Annotated in this window: 16 protein-coding genes; 2 read left to right on the top strand and 14 right to left on the bottom strand. The window is 35.9% G+C overall.

Annotation, left to right across the window (positions count from 1 at the left end):
• Positions 1-347 precede the first annotated feature (347 nt).
• The 11 genes from QRN68_RS01825 to QRN68_RS01775 all read right to left on the bottom strand — a co-directional run bounded on the left by QRN68_RS01825 (position 348) and on the right by QRN68_RS01775 (position 12462).
• Positions 348-668: a hypothetical protein gene (locus tag QRN68_RS01825; protein ID WP_285394919.1), complete on the bottom strand. Its 321-nt coding sequence runs from the start codon at positions 666-668 to the stop codon at positions 348-350.
• A 164-nt stretch (positions 669-832) separates the two neighbouring features.
• Positions 833-2401: a putative ABC transporter permease subunit gene (locus tag QRN68_RS01820; protein WP_285394917.1), complete on the bottom strand. Its 1569-nt coding sequence runs from the start codon at positions 2399-2401 to the stop codon at positions 833-835.
• Complete coding sequence (locus tag QRN68_RS01815) at positions 2370-3107, bottom strand: ABC transporter ATP-binding protein (RefSeq protein ID WP_285394979.1); 738 nt, start codon at positions 3105-3107, stop codon at positions 2370-2372. Before QRN68_RS01815 ends, QRN68_RS01820 begins: the two co-directional genes overlap by 32 nt.
• A gap of 374 nt (positions 3108-3481) precedes the next feature.
• Positions 3482-4741 carry an alpha/beta hydrolase gene (locus tag QRN68_RS01810; RefSeq protein ID WP_285394916.1) on the bottom strand — a complete coding sequence of 420 codons (1260 nt, stop codon included), beginning with the start codon at positions 4739-4741 and terminating at the stop codon, positions 3482-3484.
• A gap of 13 nt (positions 4742-4754) precedes the next feature.
• Positions 4755-5834 carry a DUF1648 domain-containing protein gene (locus QRN68_RS01805; protein WP_285394915.1) on the bottom strand — a complete coding sequence of 360 codons (1080 nt, stop codon included), beginning with the start codon at positions 5832-5834 and terminating at the stop codon, positions 4755-4757.
• Positions 5835-5841: 7 nt separating this feature from the next.
• Positions 5842-6219, bottom strand: coding sequence for a GntR family transcriptional regulator (locus tag QRN68_RS01800; RefSeq protein ID WP_285394914.1), 378 nt, complete (start codon positions 6217-6219; stop codon positions 5842-5844).
• A 394-nt stretch (positions 6220-6613) separates the two neighbouring features.
• Complete coding sequence (locus tag QRN68_RS01795) at positions 6614-7012, bottom strand: carboxymuconolactone decarboxylase family protein (RefSeq protein WP_285394912.1); 399 nt, start codon at positions 7010-7012, stop codon at positions 6614-6616.
• 208 nt (positions 7013-7220) lie between these two features.
• Complete coding sequence (gene argH, locus QRN68_RS01790; protein ID WP_285394911.1) at positions 7221-8594, bottom strand: argininosuccinate lyase; 1374 nt, start codon at positions 8592-8594, stop codon at positions 7221-7223.
• Positions 8595-8711: 117 nt separating this feature from the next.
• Positions 8712-9905: an argininosuccinate synthase gene (locus QRN68_RS01785; protein WP_285394910.1), complete on the bottom strand. Its 1194-nt coding sequence runs from the start codon at positions 9903-9905 to the stop codon at positions 8712-8714.
• A gap of 845 nt (positions 9906-10750) precedes the next feature.
• A complete protein-coding gene (locus QRN68_RS01780) occupies positions 10751-11506 on the bottom strand; it encodes an SDR family NAD(P)-dependent oxidoreductase (protein ID WP_481817422.1) in 756 nt (251 codons plus the stop codon).
• A gap of 8 nt (positions 11507-11514) precedes the next feature.
• Entirely contained in the window at positions 11515-12462 is a 948-nt protein-coding gene (locus QRN68_RS01775) for an MBL fold metallo-hydrolase (RefSeq protein ID WP_285394909.1), read from the bottom strand.
• Between the two features lie 563 nt (positions 12463-13025).
• Between QRN68_RS01775 and proC the strand changes: the two genes are divergently transcribed.
• Both proC and namA read left to right on the top strand, forming a co-directional pair.
• Positions 13026-13832: a pyrroline-5-carboxylate reductase gene (gene proC / locus QRN68_RS01770; protein WP_285394977.1), complete on the top strand. Its 807-nt coding sequence runs from the start codon at positions 13026-13028 to the stop codon at positions 13830-13832.
• A gap of 45 nt (positions 13833-13877) precedes the next feature.
• Positions 13878-14888, top strand: coding sequence for an NADPH dehydrogenase NamA (gene namA, locus QRN68_RS01765; protein WP_285394907.1), 1011 nt, complete (start codon positions 13878-13880; stop codon positions 14886-14888).
• Between the two features lie 75 nt (positions 14889-14963).
• Here the strand turns inward: namA and QRN68_RS01760 are convergent, their stop codons facing one another.
• The 3 genes from QRN68_RS01760 to QRN68_RS01750 all read right to left on the bottom strand — a co-directional run bounded on the left by QRN68_RS01760 (position 14964) and on the right by QRN68_RS01750 (position 17044).
• Positions 14964-15242: a YuzB family protein gene (locus tag QRN68_RS01760; protein ID WP_285394905.1), complete on the bottom strand. Its 279-nt coding sequence runs from the start codon at positions 15240-15242 to the stop codon at positions 14964-14966.
• 503 nt (positions 15243-15745) lie between these two features.
• Entirely contained in the window at positions 15746-16213 is a 468-nt protein-coding gene (locus tag QRN68_RS01755; protein ID WP_285394903.1) for a hypothetical protein, read from the bottom strand.
• Between the two features lie 162 nt (positions 16214-16375).
• On the bottom strand, positions 16376-17044 hold the full coding sequence (locus QRN68_RS01750; RefSeq protein WP_285394902.1) for an SMI1/KNR4 family protein: 669 nt from the start codon (positions 17042-17044) through the stop codon (positions 16376-16378).
• Between the last annotated feature and the right edge of the window lie 471 nt (positions 17045-17515).

The raw sequence follows: 17515 nt of genomic DNA, 5'->3' as shown, positions 1-17515 counted from the left end.
TAGTTATTGTACGATAAAGTAGTGGTAAATGTTTCACTATAATGAACTTATTAACATGGTATACGTTTTAACAAATATCATGGACAATTTGCTCAAAAAACAAAAGAGTATGCTCATCATTTTTTGATTTGAGCATACTTCTTTTGGTTATATACTAATTTGTTTCGTACGGGTATTTGCCCTGCTTCCACGGGTAAACTTATCCATAATATGATAGATTAGTTGAAGACTATCAGAATGGATGGCGCAGAGGGTGGAAAAATGGAAATTTATATCAAATTTTTCTAATGCGAAAACTTGGTTTTCAACAAGTAAAATTGCAAAGAAGCTTAGAATTGCAAGAGGAATTACATATTCCAATTTGATAAGATTGTATAAACCATAAATCCACCTACTATTAAGTTCCCAATAATTATAAATGGTAAGTTTCCTTGTAATTTAGTATTTTTCTTTTTCCCTACTCCACCTAACGCAGTAATCCCTATAAATAAAGACAATGCAGGATATATAAAGATAAAATACTTACTGCCGTTTAAATTGGGACCGGCTATGTTGAAGGTAATAGGAATCTCATCCGATATATTTTGTACACCAATAATTGAAAACGCCAAAAACAAGGCACAAAATATCCAAGGAATTATACGTACTGACTTTTTAGATGTATTCATGATAATCTCCATTCTCTCCCGTGTCCGCTTCACGATACAAACAGTAATGAAAGCGAGTGAGCGGAACACTCTATTTTTCGATTTTTCAATTAATTTCAGTCTTTATTTAGCTTACTTTTTTCAATAATATTTAATAATTTCATCTTCACACTACTCTTCCCAAATTAAATAGGCTCACCATTTATTGTTTTTGCATATAACATGCTAGTTACGATGCCCAAGCATAAAATAATAATAACATCATATATACCTACTATCGAACCTGACCATAGTACTCTTGGAACTGCTGCAATGAATACCAGAATCGCTGCACCGAAAAACCCCAATACACTTGATATACTCCGCTTTACTACTTGGAGTTCTGATTGCCAACTATAATTGACAAATCTTAAATTAATAGCGACTCCGTATATTGCTGAAAATACTGCAAATGCACATGGAAGAAGTACTAATGTCATGGAATGAAATAATGTTGCTTCAAACACTCTTCCGATTATTATTCCGTTTATTATCGTAAGAGGTATTGTAAGCGTAAGATTAACAAGTATCTTACTCTTTACAACCAATTCTTTCGACAATGGAAAAGTTTTGATTATCCAAATATTTTTACCTTCAAGTGAAAAAGACACGCTACTTGTATTTGATAGGCATACCATCAATGACATTATATACGGTGTTACACCATACAGAGTCTCTACTGTATTAATAGTATTTATCGGCATATTTTCCATCACTTTTGTGATTGAAATCATTAAAGAAATCGTAAAAATAACCATCATGATCATTCCGAATGTTGTGTTTATTAAGTACGTTGTGGACGAAAATAGTCGTTTGATTTCTTTCACATATAATGCTTTTAATTTACTTGATCTTTTTAATGTGTTTATTTCATATTTTTTGTTACTACTCATTGATCGAATTTTAGTATTTAGTCCTTTGTATACATACGAGAGACCTATAATGAAAATCACTGTTAACACTATTGAAACTGCTATATATATAAGAAAATCTCCCACTTTTCCTGTTACCAGTATTTTATTAAACAAATAAAACATTGGATACACTTTGTTAGCCTGATTCAATATATTTGTTAAGATCAATTTCATATCGCTTGGGTCTAATTTATAACTACTCAATGTTGGTGCTAATACTAAAAATAAAATAATACACATATAGCTAAATGAAGAAACCGCACGAGAATATTTTGCTCTCGATGAAACTTCTAAAACTACTATACTAACAATTGATGCTATAATTGATGGCACTAATGCAACTGTAAGTATTCCAATCAGTATCTTTATCCAAAAAACGCCGCTTACTGTTCCTGTAAAGAAATATACTGCTCCCATTAGAAGCATGATTATTAAAGATACTACCGTATTCAAGAAATATATATATAAGAATCTACTTACTACTATTATCGATGTTTTAATAGGAAGTGACATTAATGTGTCATAATCCCTTTTTCCAAAAAACTCATCACTAGCACTAAAAAATGCTATAAACAATGATATTAGAGTACTCACTAAAAATGAATATGCAAGTATGTGTTCTCTCATATTATATTCATTCAGCAAATATCCAAGACTTGTAATATACGCTAGCCCGAAAGCAGACGCAATAAATATACCAACAATAGCCATTTTATCACCAAAGTTGGCTTTACCTTTTAGGGTATTAAGTCTCACTAGTGAAATAATCCTAATTTTCAGAAGAATCGATAAGTGTTTCATCTTTTAACTCCTTCATAAAGAACTCTTCCAATGTTTGATTTTGTATTATGTCATCCATCGTACCACTATAAACTAGCTTTCCACGATTAATCATGGCCACCTTATTACAAAGCTTTTCTGCAACATCTAAGACATGTGTTGAAAAAAATATTGCATTCCCTTTAGCAGTCATTTTCTTCATTATCTCTTTTATATCAACTACTGCTTTTGGATCAAGACCTACAAATGGCTCGTCCAGAATCAAAAGCTTTGGTTCATGAATAATAGCTCCAGTTATTGCTAACTTTTGCTTCATTCCGTGAGAATAAGAGGATATTAGATTCCCTAGACTTTCTGTTATTCCAAACATTCCAGAATATTCTTTTATTCTCTTTACTCGAACATCTTCCGGCACTCCGAAAATATCTGCTACAAAATTTAAATACTGGATTCCTGTTAAATGTTCATATAATTCGGGACTATCAGGAATATAAGCAAATTTCGATTTGCATTCAAGAGGCTCTTTCTTAATAGAATGCCCATCAATGTATATGTCGCCTTCCTCAAAATCTAGGATTCCTACTACTGATTTGATCGTTGTACTTTTCCCTGCTCCATTATGACCTATAAATCCAAAAACATCGCCATTTTCAACACATAAACTAATGTTATCGACAGCTTTTTTTTCACCTTTATACACTTTTGAAAAATTTTTAATATCTAGGATTCCCATTCTTTCATCTCCTTATCTTATTATTACCGATCGATTACCTACACCCTCGCTAATGACCTTCGTAAAAGCTCTCATGGAAATCATCACAAGTGAATGAAAAGAAAGTGGATATCATCAAATGTTTGAAGTTTAAATCCACTTTCTGTATACATCCCTTATCCCTTCATATCTTTTATTGGTGCCTCTTTATCTTGTATACCGGTAATCGGGCATAGTATTATAGCCCGCTAATAAAAATGCATCTTTTCCTTGAGATAGAACTATCGTAAAGATTAGAAATGGACTCATAATGATAAAACAATGGCATTCACCATAGCTAGTCTCTATTTTCATTCATAATAAATTGCTGGATGGCTGGCAGCAGTTCTTTATGGAGTGGTAATGATGGGTCTGAGTACGTCGCAAAATTTTTCGCACGATCTGCTGGAGCATTTTTTAAAAACATGATTCATGCCGTCCATATATACAAGCTTAGCATCTTGTTTACCTTTCTTTAACGCTTCCGCATCAGTCGTAACTACTTGTAAGTCAGTTGTACCTTGAAGAATTAAAACTCGGCTTTTCAAATTTGCTAATTCACTTGCAGGGTTATATTTTAACCATGAAATCATATATGGTTGAACGGAAGAACGGAAGAGAGATTGTAACTCTGGCGAAGAAACGTTCTTCACTAGCTCACCTTTTTTCAAGGATGCAAGAACATCTGTTGTTTCTTTTAGAAGGGCTGGTGAAAATTGAGCTTTTAATTGCTCTAATAAAATTTCATCTGCTGGTCTTCCTGCACCTGCTATAGAAACAAAGGATTCTACATCTGCTTTTTTTGCTGCTAGTAAACCGATCAGTGAGCCTTCGCTATGTCCAATTATATGAACACTTGAATAAGCTTTGTCGGCTAAAAGGGTATTGATTACTTGAACTGCGTCATCTACGTATTGGTCAATAGTCATATTCTCTTCCTTTGTTAAAAGGGATTGATTATCGCCAACTCCTCGTTTATCATAGCGGACCGTAGCAATACCGTCTTTTGCTAATCCTTCTGCAATCATTTTTAAGCTATTATTTTTACCAGCTATGGCTGAATTTCCATCTTTATCAGTTGGACCAGAGCCTGCTATGATAAGTGCAACTGGAGATGGCTCCTTGCTAGCCTTTTGAAGGGCCACTGTTAACTCACCATCTTTAACAGGAATCTTTAACGTTTCATACGTAACTGGTTGTTCGGATTGTTCTTTGAATGATTTTAAGACAAGTGGGAGTTTGCCACCATTTTGTTGAAAAGTTGCTTCAATTTGTCCATCTTTTAATGTTCCGTTAATTTCAATAGCCGAGCCGTTTAAGTTGATCGATACACTTACTTGATCACCATTGTATTTAATGCTTTTAAATGGATAATTGGATAATCCTTGTGCTGGTACTGATAATGTCCCGCTATCTTTCTGCAACTCAACAATAATTGGCATAATTGGCAGTGCTCCGTTTGGTATCACAATATTCCCTTCCCATTTTCCTACTAGCTGTTCATTCATTTTATTGTCCCCTTTCGTCTCTTTCCCTTTTGTGTTGTCTTCCTTCTGAGTGCATGCTGCTAATAATAAAAGTGCACAACATAAAAATAATAGTTTTTTCATAAAATTTCTCCCTCTATATGAAAATCCCTAACAAGATTGGTAAAAATATAACAAGTAAAATAATATAGCTCCATTTATTCGCCATGTTCACAGTCCAACCAACACCGTATTTCTTTTGCACTAATAGTGATGGATCATTTTTATTGATGTAAACAATACCCCATTTCCAGTAGCGATCATCAGCTGAAGCTGTTTCGTTTGTATGTAAATCATCAAAGCGCTCATTACTTCTACTTAATTTCCAAATGAAGAGTATAAGTCCCCCAAAAGTGACAATCATAAAAACAATAAAAAGAGGGAAGAAGTAAGGAGCTGTTTGTTTTTTTAAAATCACTGTCGTGTAATGTAAAACAACAAGAAGAATGGTCATATTATAATTAATCGCCACTAAGTACCAGCTACCATATTTACGCTGTGTAAGCTCCCTATTGGCTGAAGCTTCTTTCGCCTGCGCGCTCAATTGTATTTTGGCACTTTTCATACCAAAACTCATGATAAATAAGCTAATTTGTGTCCCTAGTAAAATAAGTGGCATTATTATTACTGAGATCCATGTTTTTTCAGTCCAACCGTCAACCTCACCTGCTGCATTCCAATGGGTAGCAAAAACATCTGGGATGGCATTGTAATTCATATAAGTAAAGGTTATCAATGCTAATGTGACAATGATTGGTAATAAGAAAAATGTAGGTGAGAGTACTTCATCTTTATCACGTATAGATAGATCCGTCACATAAACAGTTTTAACATGCGCTTCCCAGTTTTCTTGTTTTTTTAGTTTTTTTATTTTTATATGATAAGACATATAAAGCCCAGCTGATACGAGAAGCATGACAAATAGCAAGATAAAAGATAATAAAACAAATTTCTCTTCTTGAATGGACAGAAATAATAGTGAAATTTGACCTAACAGAAAGGTAGCTGCTATACTCCCTACCAACATGCTGTAATGCTTTTTAAATGTTCGTAATTGCTGATGTTGCACATAGGGCTCTGGAATTGAAACACCAAACACTATTGATTTTCTAGTCAAATGTGGTGTTATTGTTTCCAATACTCCTACGAAGATAAAAATGCCTAATACAAAAAGCATAATTCCCCTACTTCCATTGTTTTAAAATTCGATGAAACAAACTCGTCATCTGATCTTTTTCAAGACCACGTGCAAATGCTTCAGCCATAATTGGCTTTAATGCATTTTCTACTTTTTCCACTTCTGTCTCTTCCAGTTCTCGTTTTTGCCCACCGATAATAATTGCTTTCGCTTTCGGCTTTAATTCGATTAACCCTTTTTCTTCAAGTTCATGATAACTTTTACTGACTGTACTGACATTAATCCCTAAATCTGCAGCCATAGACCGAACTGACGGTAATGTATCACCATTTTTCAACTCTCCCTTAGCAATTAACTCCACCAATTGATTCGTTAATTGTTTATAAAGCTGTAGTTCACTGCTTGGATCTAAATGAATATTCATTTTACTCCTCCAATCTGTATCGCTTATAAACAAACAGAAATCTGTCATACTTAGAATAATACAGATTTATATTTATTGTCAATTTTTTTACAATCTACTCAACATAAAAAGGACCCAGAATAATTCTGGATCCCACAAACACTTATTACTTCTATTTGATTTTATTTGTAATGGATTTTGCTTCATCTTAAGCTACAGCAAAACAGAATATCCTCTGCCTCACCAATGCTTTAAGTTATTAGAAGCTCACCTAATACAACTGTGGCGGACTTTCCTGAGATTCTTGGTCTTTGGGTATTTGACTACTCATTCTACATCCTCCTAATCATATTAGATTAATAAGTGTTTCCGCATATAATATGAGTCGTTTAACAAGTATTTATTCATGCTTTTATTATTTGTTTTGATTTGCAATATCTTCTTGTTCTTTAAAGACCTGTTGCGCAATGGTTAAAGCATTTTGCACACGCGGAAAACCAATGTATGGCACTAATTGTAATAATGCTTCCACAATTTCTGTCTGTGTTAAGCCTGCATGTAAACCACGTTTAATATGTGTTTTAGTTTGTGGAGCAGCACCTTGAGTTACTACTGCTGTAATAACAACAAGTGCACGGCTTTTTGCATCTAGCCCTGGTCGTGAATAAACATCACCATAGGCAAATTCAATAATCATTTTGCGTAAATCTGGTGCCACATCAGCCAGTGCGTCCGACTCAATCATTCGTGCTGCTTCATCCTCTGTGACATATTGTTTAATTGTTTCTAACCCCTTTGTAAAACGATCATTCATTTGTAAATCCCCCCCATTGTTTTTTTACACAAAAACCCCAATTCCGCGTCTCCAGAATTGGGGATTGTCCTTCACATATGTAAGGTTCTCTATTCCGTCTCACCCTCTGGCTCTGACGAAAAAGGATAAAGGTTTTCATAGTGCCTCACTGGACAGCTTTAATGAATATCTATGCAAAGTCACGAGGACATGCACGCTAAAGTAATTGTTAAGAAAGACAAGCACTCGCTTTTTCGATTTGGATTTTCACTTGATCAAATCCTGTGCCACCTAAAGAGTGACGACGACGAACTGCTGCTTCAGGTGCTAATACGTCGTAAATATCCCCTTCGATAAGCTCACTTTCTTTTTTCATGTCTTCAAGCGGTAAATCTAATAAATAGATGCCCTTTTGAATACATGTGAATACAAGTTTTCCTGTCACTTCATGTGCTTCACGGAAAGGCATACCTTTTGTTGCAAGATAATCTGCAAGCTCCGTAGCATTTGAGAAGTCAGAGTGTACTGCCTGGTGCAAACGCTCTGTATTGACAGTCATTGTGCGAATCATACCTTCAAAGATTTTTAAGGAACCAAGAATTGTATGGACTGTATCAAACATTCCTTCTTTATCTTCTTGCATATCTTTGTTGTATGTTAACGGTGTTCCTTTTAAAACCGTTAATAAGCCCATTAAGTTACCGTAAACACGCCCTGTTTTTCCACGGATTAACTCAGCCATATCAGGATTTTTCTTTTGGGGCATAATAGATGAACCTGTTGAGAAAGCATCATCTAATTCAATAAATTTAAATTCATCTGTTGACCATAAAATAATTTCCTCTGCAAAACGAGATAAATGTGCCATTAATAATGATGAATTGCTTAAAAATTCAACGATAAAATCACGGTCACTTACCGCATCCATTGAATTAGCATAAACCTCGCTGAAGCCTAGAAGCTCCGCTGATTTTAATCGGTCGATTGGGAAAGTTGTACCCGCCATTGCTCCTGCACCTAAAGGCAGAATATCAATACGCTTCATCGATTCCGTAAAGCGTTGTTTATCACGCTCTAACATCCAGAAATAGGCCATTAAGTGATGAGCAAACGAGATTGGCTGTGCACGTTGTAAATGTGTATAGCCTGGAGCAATTGTTTCCACATGCTCTTCTGCCTTTTCAAGCAATGTTTTTTGGAATGTTTCAATTAAATTGATTGCTTCCTTCACACGCTTCTTTAAGAAAATATGCATATCCGTTGCCACTTGGTCATTTCGGCTACGACCTGTGTGCAGTTTACCACCAACAGGGCCAATTAAATCAATAAGCATTTTTTCCAGATTTAAATGAATATCTTCATTGGCAACTGTAAATTCAAGCTCACCTGCAATTGCCTTTTCCTGTAATTGTGCAAGACCACCAAGTATGGCCTCTACGTCAGCAGCTGGTAAAATACCTGTTGCGCCAAGCATCGTAACATGCGCTACACTACCTTCTAGATCTTCTAGAACAAGCTGTTGGTCAAAGCCAATCGATGCGCCGAACTCGTCCACCCATGCTTCTGCTGATTTTTGGAAACGTCCGCCCCAAAGTTTTGTCATAACAGCTCACCTTTTCCTTCACATTTTTTCAATTATTCAGCAAATTTTATATATTTGCTGAAAGAAGTTAAAAGGTGCAGCACAGCGCAATGCTACACTACACCTTACATGTCAAAATTATTTTTTATTTACTGAAGAATTAACCACTGTTGGCAGACCCCATAATTCGATGAAGCCTACTGCTGAAGCATGGTTGAATTGGTCTTCTTTTGAATATGTTGCTAATTTTTCGTTGTATAGTGAATTTGGAGATTTACGTCCTTCCACAATTGCATGACCTTTATAAAGCTTCACGCGTACAGTTCCATTCACAAACTTTTGTGATTCAGCAAGGAATGCCTCTAGAGCATCACGTAATGGAGAGAACCATAAACCATCATAAATTAATTCAGATAGCTTTTTCTCAATGACTGGCTTGAAATGCGCTAACTCTTTTACAAGCGTTAAGTCTTCAAGCTCTTTATGCGCCGTTAATAGCACTTTTGCTCCTGGGATTTCATATACTTCACGAGATTTAATGCCGACTAAACGATTTTCAACGTGGTCGATACGGCCAACACCGTGTGCACCAGCTACTGCATTTAGTTCTTGGATTAAATCAGCAAGCTTCATTTCTTTTCCGTTTAAAGAAATTGGTTTACCAGCAACGAATTCAATTTCTACATATTCCGCTTCATTTGGAGCATTTTCCACAGAAACTGTTAAACCGTAAGCTTCTTCTGGTGGAGATACCCATGGATCTTCCATTATGCCCGCTTCATTTGCACGGCCCCATAAGTTTTGGTCGATTGAGAATGGAGAATCTAACGTTGCAGGAATCGGTACATTATGCTTCATTGCATATTCGATTTCCTCATCACGGCTCCAGCCCCACTCACGCACAGGTGCTAATACTTCTAAGTCCGGATTTAACGCTTTTATAGAAACTTCGAAACGAACTTGGTCATTCCCTTTCCCTGTACAACCATGAGCTACTGCGTCCGCACCTACTTGGTTTGCAATTTCTACTAATTTTTTCGAGATTAATGGACGAGAAAGTGCCGATACTAGCGGGTATTTTTGTTCATACCAAGTATGGGCCTGTAATGAAATTAATGCATATTCTTCTGCGAATTCATCCTTCGCATCTACCATATATGATTCAATTGCTCCTACTTGAAGAGCTTTGTTTTTTACGAATTCAAGATCCTTACCTTCACCTACGTCAAGACAAACTGCAATAACGTCCCAACCTTGTTCTTTTAACCATGGAATTGCTACCGAAGTATCAAGTCCGCCTGAGTATGCTAATACTACTTTTTTATTCGCCATAAAAAATGCGCCTCCAATTTGCTCTATAGGATATGTATTTTTATACATCCACTTAAAAGTTTATACACGAATAGTATCATGTTATAAAAATAAAAACAAGTGTATTTTTATAAATTTATAGACTTTTATGTTTATTGTAAAAAGTGTGTCATTCCAATACTTTAAGAGCTTGTACAAACTATGAATATTTTTACTCGGAAAAACGATTTTTTACTCGCTACATGAATGTATATAATATAAATTTCAGGAAAGTAAACGGTTCTTCGGCAAAACGAGGTATGGGTTTCCGTTTCGGATGTGCGCTTTCTTTGGGGCGTCGGGGCAACAAATGTTTTCTGTGCGAAAACGTAGCGGTAACTTAGCGGCAGCGGCAGGTTGTTTTTTTTCGCGAATGGACACCCTTGCACTTAGCTAGTGGTTCGCATATCATAACGCCCACATTGAACTTTCATCACCTAGTTGACAGACACAAAAAAGAGTTGTCTCAGCGCAAGAGACAACTCTTTTCTTAATATCGAAAAACAAAAAGATCAAGGTAATTTTTGTGAACTGTTTTAGTATCGAGCCCCAAAACAGAATCGCTAAAGCTCCTTTCGCCCCTTTTATAGGAATACTTTGAAGATTTATCGAAACAAAATCGCTCTTTATCGAAACTATTTGAGCTTTTATCGAAACAAAATCTCATTTTATCGAAACTTTTTGAGCTTTTATCGAAAAACAAGCTCTTTCTATCAAAGAAATCAATCACACGTATTGGTGTAGAGACATAAAAAAACTGTAGACACACTCCATTCTTACTTAAGTATGTTTACAGTTTGATTAATATTATTTTATTGAGTTTTTCGTTACTTCTTATTGAAAAATGACTTACCTAAAAATTCAACAGTTGCTGGAGCTATTGCATATAGCTTGCTTGATAACCCCATGATTTTTGGTAAATTCACCTCTCGCACAGGGCGTTCAATCGTTTTTACAGTAGCCTGTGCCACTTCTTCAGCTGTTAATAAAAATCTTCCTAAAGAAGCTCGATAGCTACTGTCATCACTCGCCTTATCTAAAAATGGTGTATCAATTGGACCTGGATGTATTGCCGTGACTTTCACATTATACGGAGCCAGTTCCATGCGAATCCCATTCGTAAAGCCAACAATCGCATGCTTTGTAGCTGCATAAACACTGGCCTTCGGTGTCGCTACCTTTCCTGCCTGTGAGCCAATGAAGATTAACTGACCTTGCTGGTTTTGCATCATAGGCGCTGCTAGACGCTTTGATAAATACATCGGCACACTAACATTTAGCTCAATCATTTGTGAAATAGCCTCATCTGACAATTCAGGTGCAATGCCAAATTTACCTACCCCGGCTGATAGAATTGCTACATCGAGAATTGGTAGCTGTTCACATACTGCATCCATTGTAGCTACATTCGTTAAATCCGCTTGGATAACGTTTGCTCCTAAGCGTTCTAATGCTTTCAATGCTACTGTATTACGTCCTGTTGCATAAACCGTATGACCTTGTGCTACTAATAATTCAGTAATTTTCAATCCTACACCACTTGTTGCACCTGTAACGAAGATAGTCTTTTTATTCATATCCATGTTTAAACCTACTTCCTTTGAAATAAATAGATACCTTCTTCCGTTTTCGTCGATGTAATGTAATTATTTGCTTCTAAGTAATCTATGTGGCCGAGCGTTTTGGACAGCGTCAGACCAAATTGACGCTGGAAAATTGCTGGATATAAGCGTTTCGTTACTTGTACTACAGTTAATGGATCGTCCTCAAATAATTCGCAAACCTTCAGAGATTGCTGATGCTGGTGTTCGAGTCGTTTATCAATTATATGAGGAATATCCTCTAACTCTGCACCATGTCCTGTATACATCGTTTTTACTGGTAATCGACGCAAAATTTCAAGTGATTCATTATATTGTAGTAAAGATTTAGTCCGTCCTAAGGAACGATCCAACGGTGGTTCAATTAATGGGTTTGGTGTTATTTTTTCAAGCAATAAATCGCCACCGATTACATGATGAGATTTTTCATCCCAGAAGATAAGGTGGCTTTGTGCGTGACCTAATGTTTCAATAGCCTTTAATCCAGGATGTCCTGGCACTTCATCACCATCATAAAGAATTTGTGTTAGTGGTCGTTCACCTACAAGCTCTATTTCACTACGTACATGTGCACTTGGTTGAATATATTGTTGAGGAACACCGTGTTCAAACAAGCACTCACTATAAAATTCCTCGTGATAGCGTAAAAAATCCTCATCATGGCGAAGCACCTTATCGTTATAGGCATGCCCTAAAATTTCTGCATGTGGAAAGGCATCCACCCAACCTGCATGATCTGGATGATGATGGGTTAATACAACTTGTTCAATATCTCTCATATCATAGCCCGCTGCCCGTATACCCCATTTTAGTGCATCATAGGCATCCATTGTTTTTGGTCCAACATCAAATATTGTCAATGCATCGCCTTTCACAACAAATGCATTTACATCTCCTACTTGATAGGGTGTTGGTATTTCTATTTTATATATAGACAAAAGCTGTCTCCCCCTTTAGTGCAACTAGTGAATAATGATTCATTCTATTTTACAAGTTTTTCTTCCTTTCGTCACCCTCCTGTTGACAGGTTGACGTATTATCAATATAATTTTGAATAATCAAATTATATTGTGCGTTGATGAAGCCAAGTACGTATTTGGTGAAGGTGTATTAGAGAGTGTTACATTTGCTGAAAGTAACATCACCCGCTCCCATTACCGAACCTACTTCTGAGCAGTTATGAAAACATAACCGTTTCCCTTGCGATAAAAGGGCTGTGAGTTGTGCCAATTGGCAAACAAAGGTGGTACCGCGGAAACATTAGCGTTTTCGTCCTTCTATATAAGGACGAGAACGCTTTTTTATCTTTATTCAGCAATGTTTTAGTAGCGAAAGTGAAGCGGCAGCTACAAATGTTTTAGTAGCGAAAACGAAGCGTCAGCTACAAATGTTTTCTGTAGCGAAAGCAACGCGGCAGCTACAAATGTTTTCTGTAGCGAAAGCAACGCGGCAGCTACAATTACGCCAAGGCGAAATTGATTTTGAACTGGAGGTTTTATTCATGAAAAAAATACTATTTATTGGTGCAGGCTCTATGGCAGAGGCATTGATTCAGGGCTGGATTAAGCAAAAGGTATTTACAGCACAAGAAATTTACGTCACCAATCGCTCAGACAAAGAACGTTTACATTTTTTACACGACACATATGGTGTGAATTGCAATTTTAGTCATGATATTTATCAACAGGCTGATTTAATCATTTTAGCAATGAAACCTAAGGATGCCGTGGCAGCGATGCATATGTTAAAGCCCAAAATTACAGAGCAATCAGCCGTTCTTTCTATTTTAGCAGGGATTGCTATTACTACTATTACAGAACATTTAGGTACTCGTCCAGTCGCACGTGTTATGCCTAATACATCTGCCACTATTGGGATGTCTGCAAGTGGGATTGCATTTAATGACAAAGTAACAGCAGCACAGCGCTCAATTTTCTTACAGCTTTTAGAGGCGGTTGGTTCAGTCATTGAAGTGGATGAGGATCAACTACATGCAGTAACGGCCCTTTCAGGTAGTGGTCCAGCTTATATTTATTATTTAATGGAGGCCTTTGAACGAGTCGGTACAAAGGTGGGGCTCCCAAAGGATACTGTACGACTATTAATGACACAAACACTTGCTGGCACTGCTGAAATGTTAAAGCAATCTGTTGACGAGCCTGATGTCTTGCGCCGAAAAGTAACAAGTCCAGGTGGCACAACGGAAGCTGGAATTAAGGCTCTTGAACAATATCATTTTAATGAGGCCATTGAAGCATGTATTAAAGAAGCTGAAGCTCGATCACGTTCACTTGCAAATAGTAAGTAATGAGTGCAAAATAAAGTATATTACTGGGAATTAGGGGGCTTTATTTTGACTAAATTATTCGAACCTTATCAATTACAAACTATCTCATTAAAAAATCGTATTGTTATGGCACCGATGTGTATGTACTCGGCACAGGATGATGGCCTTGTTACACCATTTCACCAAGTACATTATGCAACACGAGCGGCTGGTCAAGTTGGTTTAATCATTGTCGAAGCTACTGGTGTCGTACCAGAGGGGCGTATATCTAGTAACGATCTTGGTATTTGGGATGACGCTCACATCGAAGGTTTCAGTCAATTAGTTCAAGGCATGAAGGCATACGGAGCCAAAACAGGTATACAACTTGCACACGCTGGCCGTAAAGCAACTGTAGAGGGAGAAATATTTGCACCATCAGCCATAGCATTTAGTGATGCTTATAAAACACCAACTGAGATGACATTAGAAGACATTGAATATGTTATAGAAGCATTTAAGCTAGCAGCTGTTCGTGCATCTAAAGCAGGCTTTGATGTACTTGAAATACATGGCGCACATGGCTATTTAATTAGTGAATTTTTATCACCTGCAACGAATAAACGCAATGATCAATATGGTGGCTCACAGGAAAATCGTTATCGCTTATTACGTCAAGTTATCGATGCTATTCGTAGTGTTTGGGAAGGTCCTTTGCTTGTGCGTGTTTCCGCTGAAGACTATGCAGAAGATGGTACAACAATGGATGACTTTATCATCTTCAGTCGCTGGATGAAATCACAGGGTGTCGATTTTGTGGATGTTTCTACAGGTGGTGTCGTGCAAGCACATATTAATGTTTTTCCAGGCTACCAAGTGCCTCATGCTGAAGCGATTAAGCACGGTGCTGATATCCCAGCTGGTGCAGTCGGCCTTATTACGACAGCCATTCAAGCAGAGGAAATTTTACAAAATAATCGTGCTGACTTAATTTTCTTAGCACGCGTTCTCCTTCGCGAGCCCTATTGGCCACTGCATGCTGCTAAGGAATTAGGAAAAGAAGTTCAACCTCCAGTGCAATACGTACGAGGTTGGTAAAAATAACGGTATAGTGACTATTCACTATAATGTAAAAAAACAGCTTGTTGATTTATGTTAACAAGCTGTTTTTATTCAATAAAGAGGATTTTGTGTAATTTCTTCATCAATTGCCTTCACTAACGTCTCTGCATCATCTGCAGTGACGACTTCTCCATTGACGATAGCGAAGATCCCTTGCTCACAAATTTCACAATGGGATGTACAGCCGGATTCTTCAATTTCAATATCGGATCTTTCAATTAATACATCATAGGCATCTGCCGCACCTAGGGATAAGTTTGTAATACAAAACTCCACTCTATTTTTCAATTGCTGCGGCTCTTTCTTTTTCTTGAAAAGAGAAAATACCATCTTTTGATTTCCCCTACTCTCTCAAACAACTATCAATGAAAATGAAATATATTCCATCCTAAACAAATTTTATACGTTTGATTTTTTTAGTTCTGTAAAGCTGAATGCATTAGTTAAAAGCTTTAAGATTAAAACCTCTAACGTTTTAGCAAAAAAGCCTTGTCCTAGATGAAGTGAGACAATAAATACGCGAAAATTCAATTAAAAAAACAGGTGTGTTGATTAACCATTTTTATCCATTATTATTAATTTGAAGGCTCTGATTTCCGCTACGGGCTACTCACTTTCCCGCCGGAGTCGAGTAGCCCTACGCTGCAATCAGTTAAAATAGAAATATATTAGCAAAATAGTAACAAAAAAATCCTTTTATTGCTCAATAATAAACCTATTTTTCCCCAATCAACACGCCTGTTAAAAAAACATATTTAAAGGTGGTCTTTTGAGTTATTCTTTACATTTGTTTTGCAAGTAAAAGTAAATACTAATAGTGCTAGAATAAGCTCTTAACTGATAAAATTATATAAACCATTCACCTTTTCTTCATGAATAACTTCCAACATATTAAACAATAACTTAACATTGTTACTTTTATTTCCATCAGTTAAAATAGTATAGATATAGTTATGCACTGGACAACAAAACGTTTCATCCTCAGAGACTACACAATAACCTCTATTTTCATTTTTCTCTATATGCCTCCATTTCCAACCGTATTTTTTTTCTACAATAAATCCATATAATGAACCAATTTCAAATGCTATCTCTTCCACTTCTTCGTCTATTAATTTATTATCTCTATAATGAGACAACGCTGATTTAATATTGTCGAGTGACATTAAATAATTATCAATATCTACTATTTCTAATTTTTCCTGACTCAAAACAGATAAACGCTTTATTTCATCCATTTCTTCACTTTTTAATGTGCGCACTTTAAGATCATCCTGACAAACTAACCAATTTTCTGGCATGATTCTTCCCCCTGGGAACTTCTTCAGATTTTTTTGTTTTAACTTTACTTGTAATTTTTCAAGTCTTTATAATTGTTTCCTAGTTTCCATTGAATCTACTTCCGTGCTATATATGTAATAAGGGCGCTGTACAGATTAAACCTCTACCTCCCGTAATTTCAACTAACCGATATACAAATACTTAATCAAATTTTCAACATACTCTTCTTTTTTCAAAATATTATTCAAAGAAGATTTTAACATTACAATAAAATCATCATAGAATTCAAAGGTTTCTTCGTCCATTATCTCTCCTTCAAATTTCTCATGCACTAATACTAATATCACCGAAAGAGAATCTAGAAAATCCGAAAAAGAATCTGCAACTGGAAATAAATCACTCGTTTCATAGCTTGCTAAAACAGGTGAACCTTCTTGGTTTGTAACAACTACAATTGGATCATCATCCTTGTCTGCTAATACAATCCAATTTGGATCCCAATTTGGATTTTCATTTTTCTCGGATCCAATCCATCGAAATCCTTCTTGCCTACGCTCCAAATTATCAGGTGAGTAAAGATAAAGGTCAATATCTCCAAAATCGATACCTATACCGTCTAAATGATATCCATCATCTCTAACATCACAAATTATTTCGCATTTTTTATAAAAATATTCTAATTCCGGAGAAAGCTGTATTTCTTTACTTATTTCTAAAGTTAAAAGATCTGATCTGTAATGAAATTCTCCTGTTTTTATAACAGGTGAACTTCTAGGAAATTTTTTAGTTGTTTGTATAAAACGTTTTAACGCTCGCTCTACGCTCGACATACTAACTCCCTTTCTTTTCATTAATTTCAAAGAACCCCTTGCTTAATTTTGAAAAACATCTATAAAATAAAATTACATCTAAAATAGGAGTAACAATAACATCCGGTTTCTAGGATTCATGCTACTCTTTTGATGTAAGTTTAAATTTCATTCTAGTATAGCCATCAGTATTAATTTCACATTAACATACTACTCACAATGATAAATACAACAGTTTTTCTTATTTTTTCAATTTCTGTTTCTGAATAATCTCAATAATGCTAAGGTTTATACACATCAGCTTCATTTGAAGGGACAAAGATAATGCCCTTTAATTTATGTTTTTCAGCTTCTTTTTTAAATTCTTCTGAACAAAATAATATACTTGAAAGGTTTCACTAGCGTCGCATTAAAATAATTCAATGAATTTATAAAAACAGAATTTTCTGTAATAACGGCTATGCATAAAAAAATCCTTTATAATGGTTGGGCGGTAGTAAACCATCCAAATCC

Source organism: Lysinibacillus sp. fls2-241-R2A-57 (genome assembly GCF_030209535.1).
Lineage (GTDB): Bacteria > Bacillota > Bacilli > Bacillales_A > Planococcaceae > Lysinibacillus.
Note: the sequence above shows the minus strand (reverse complement) of the source record. Positions and strands in the feature narration are given on the sequence as shown.

Coding starts and splice junctions, on each gene's coding strand:
- QRN68_RS01825 (WP_285394919.1), bottom strand. CDS start 668: ATGAATACATCTAAAAAGTCAGTACGTATAATTCCTTGGATATTTTGT.
- QRN68_RS01820 (WP_285394917.1), bottom strand. CDS start 2,401: ATGAAACACTTATCGATTCTTCTGAAAATTAGGATTATTTCACTAGTG.
- QRN68_RS01810 (WP_285394916.1), bottom strand. CDS start 4,741: ATGAAAAAACTATTATTTTTATGTTGTGCACTTTTATTATTAGCAGCA.
- QRN68_RS01805 (WP_285394915.1), bottom strand. CDS start 5,834: ATGCTTTTTGTATTAGGCATTTTTATCTTCGTAGGAGTATTGGAAACA.
- QRN68_RS01800 (WP_285394914.1), bottom strand. CDS start 6,219: ATGAATATTCATTTAGATCCAAGCAGTGAACTACAGCTTTATAAACAA.
- QRN68_RS01795 (WP_285394912.1), bottom strand. CDS start 7,012: ATGAATGATCGTTTTACAAAGGGGTTAGAAACAATTAAACAATATGTC.
- argH (WP_285394911.1), bottom strand. CDS start 8,594: ATGACAAAACTTTGGGGCGGACGTTTCCAAAAATCAGCAGAAGCATGG.
- QRN68_RS01785 (WP_285394910.1), bottom strand. CDS start 9,905: ATGGCGAATAAAAAAGTAGTATTAGCATACTCAGGCGGACTTGATACT.
- QRN68_RS01780 (WP_481817422.1), bottom strand. CDS start 11,506: ATGGATATGAATAAAAAGACTATCTTCGTTACAGGTGCAACAAGTGGT.
- proC (WP_285394977.1), top strand. CDS start 13,026: ATGAAAAAAATACTATTTATTGGTGCAGGCTCTATGGCAGAGGCATTG.
- QRN68_RS01760 (WP_285394905.1), bottom strand. CDS start 15,242: ATGGTATTTTCTCTTTTCAAGAAAAAGAAAGAGCCGCAGCAATTGAAA.
- QRN68_RS01755 (WP_285394903.1), bottom strand. CDS start 16,213: ATGCCAGAAAATTGGTTAGTTTGTCAGGATGATCTTAAAGTGCGCACA.
- QRN68_RS01750 (WP_285394902.1), bottom strand. CDS start 17,044: ATGAAAAGAAAGGGAGTTAGTATGTCGAGCGTAGAGCGAGCGTTAAAA.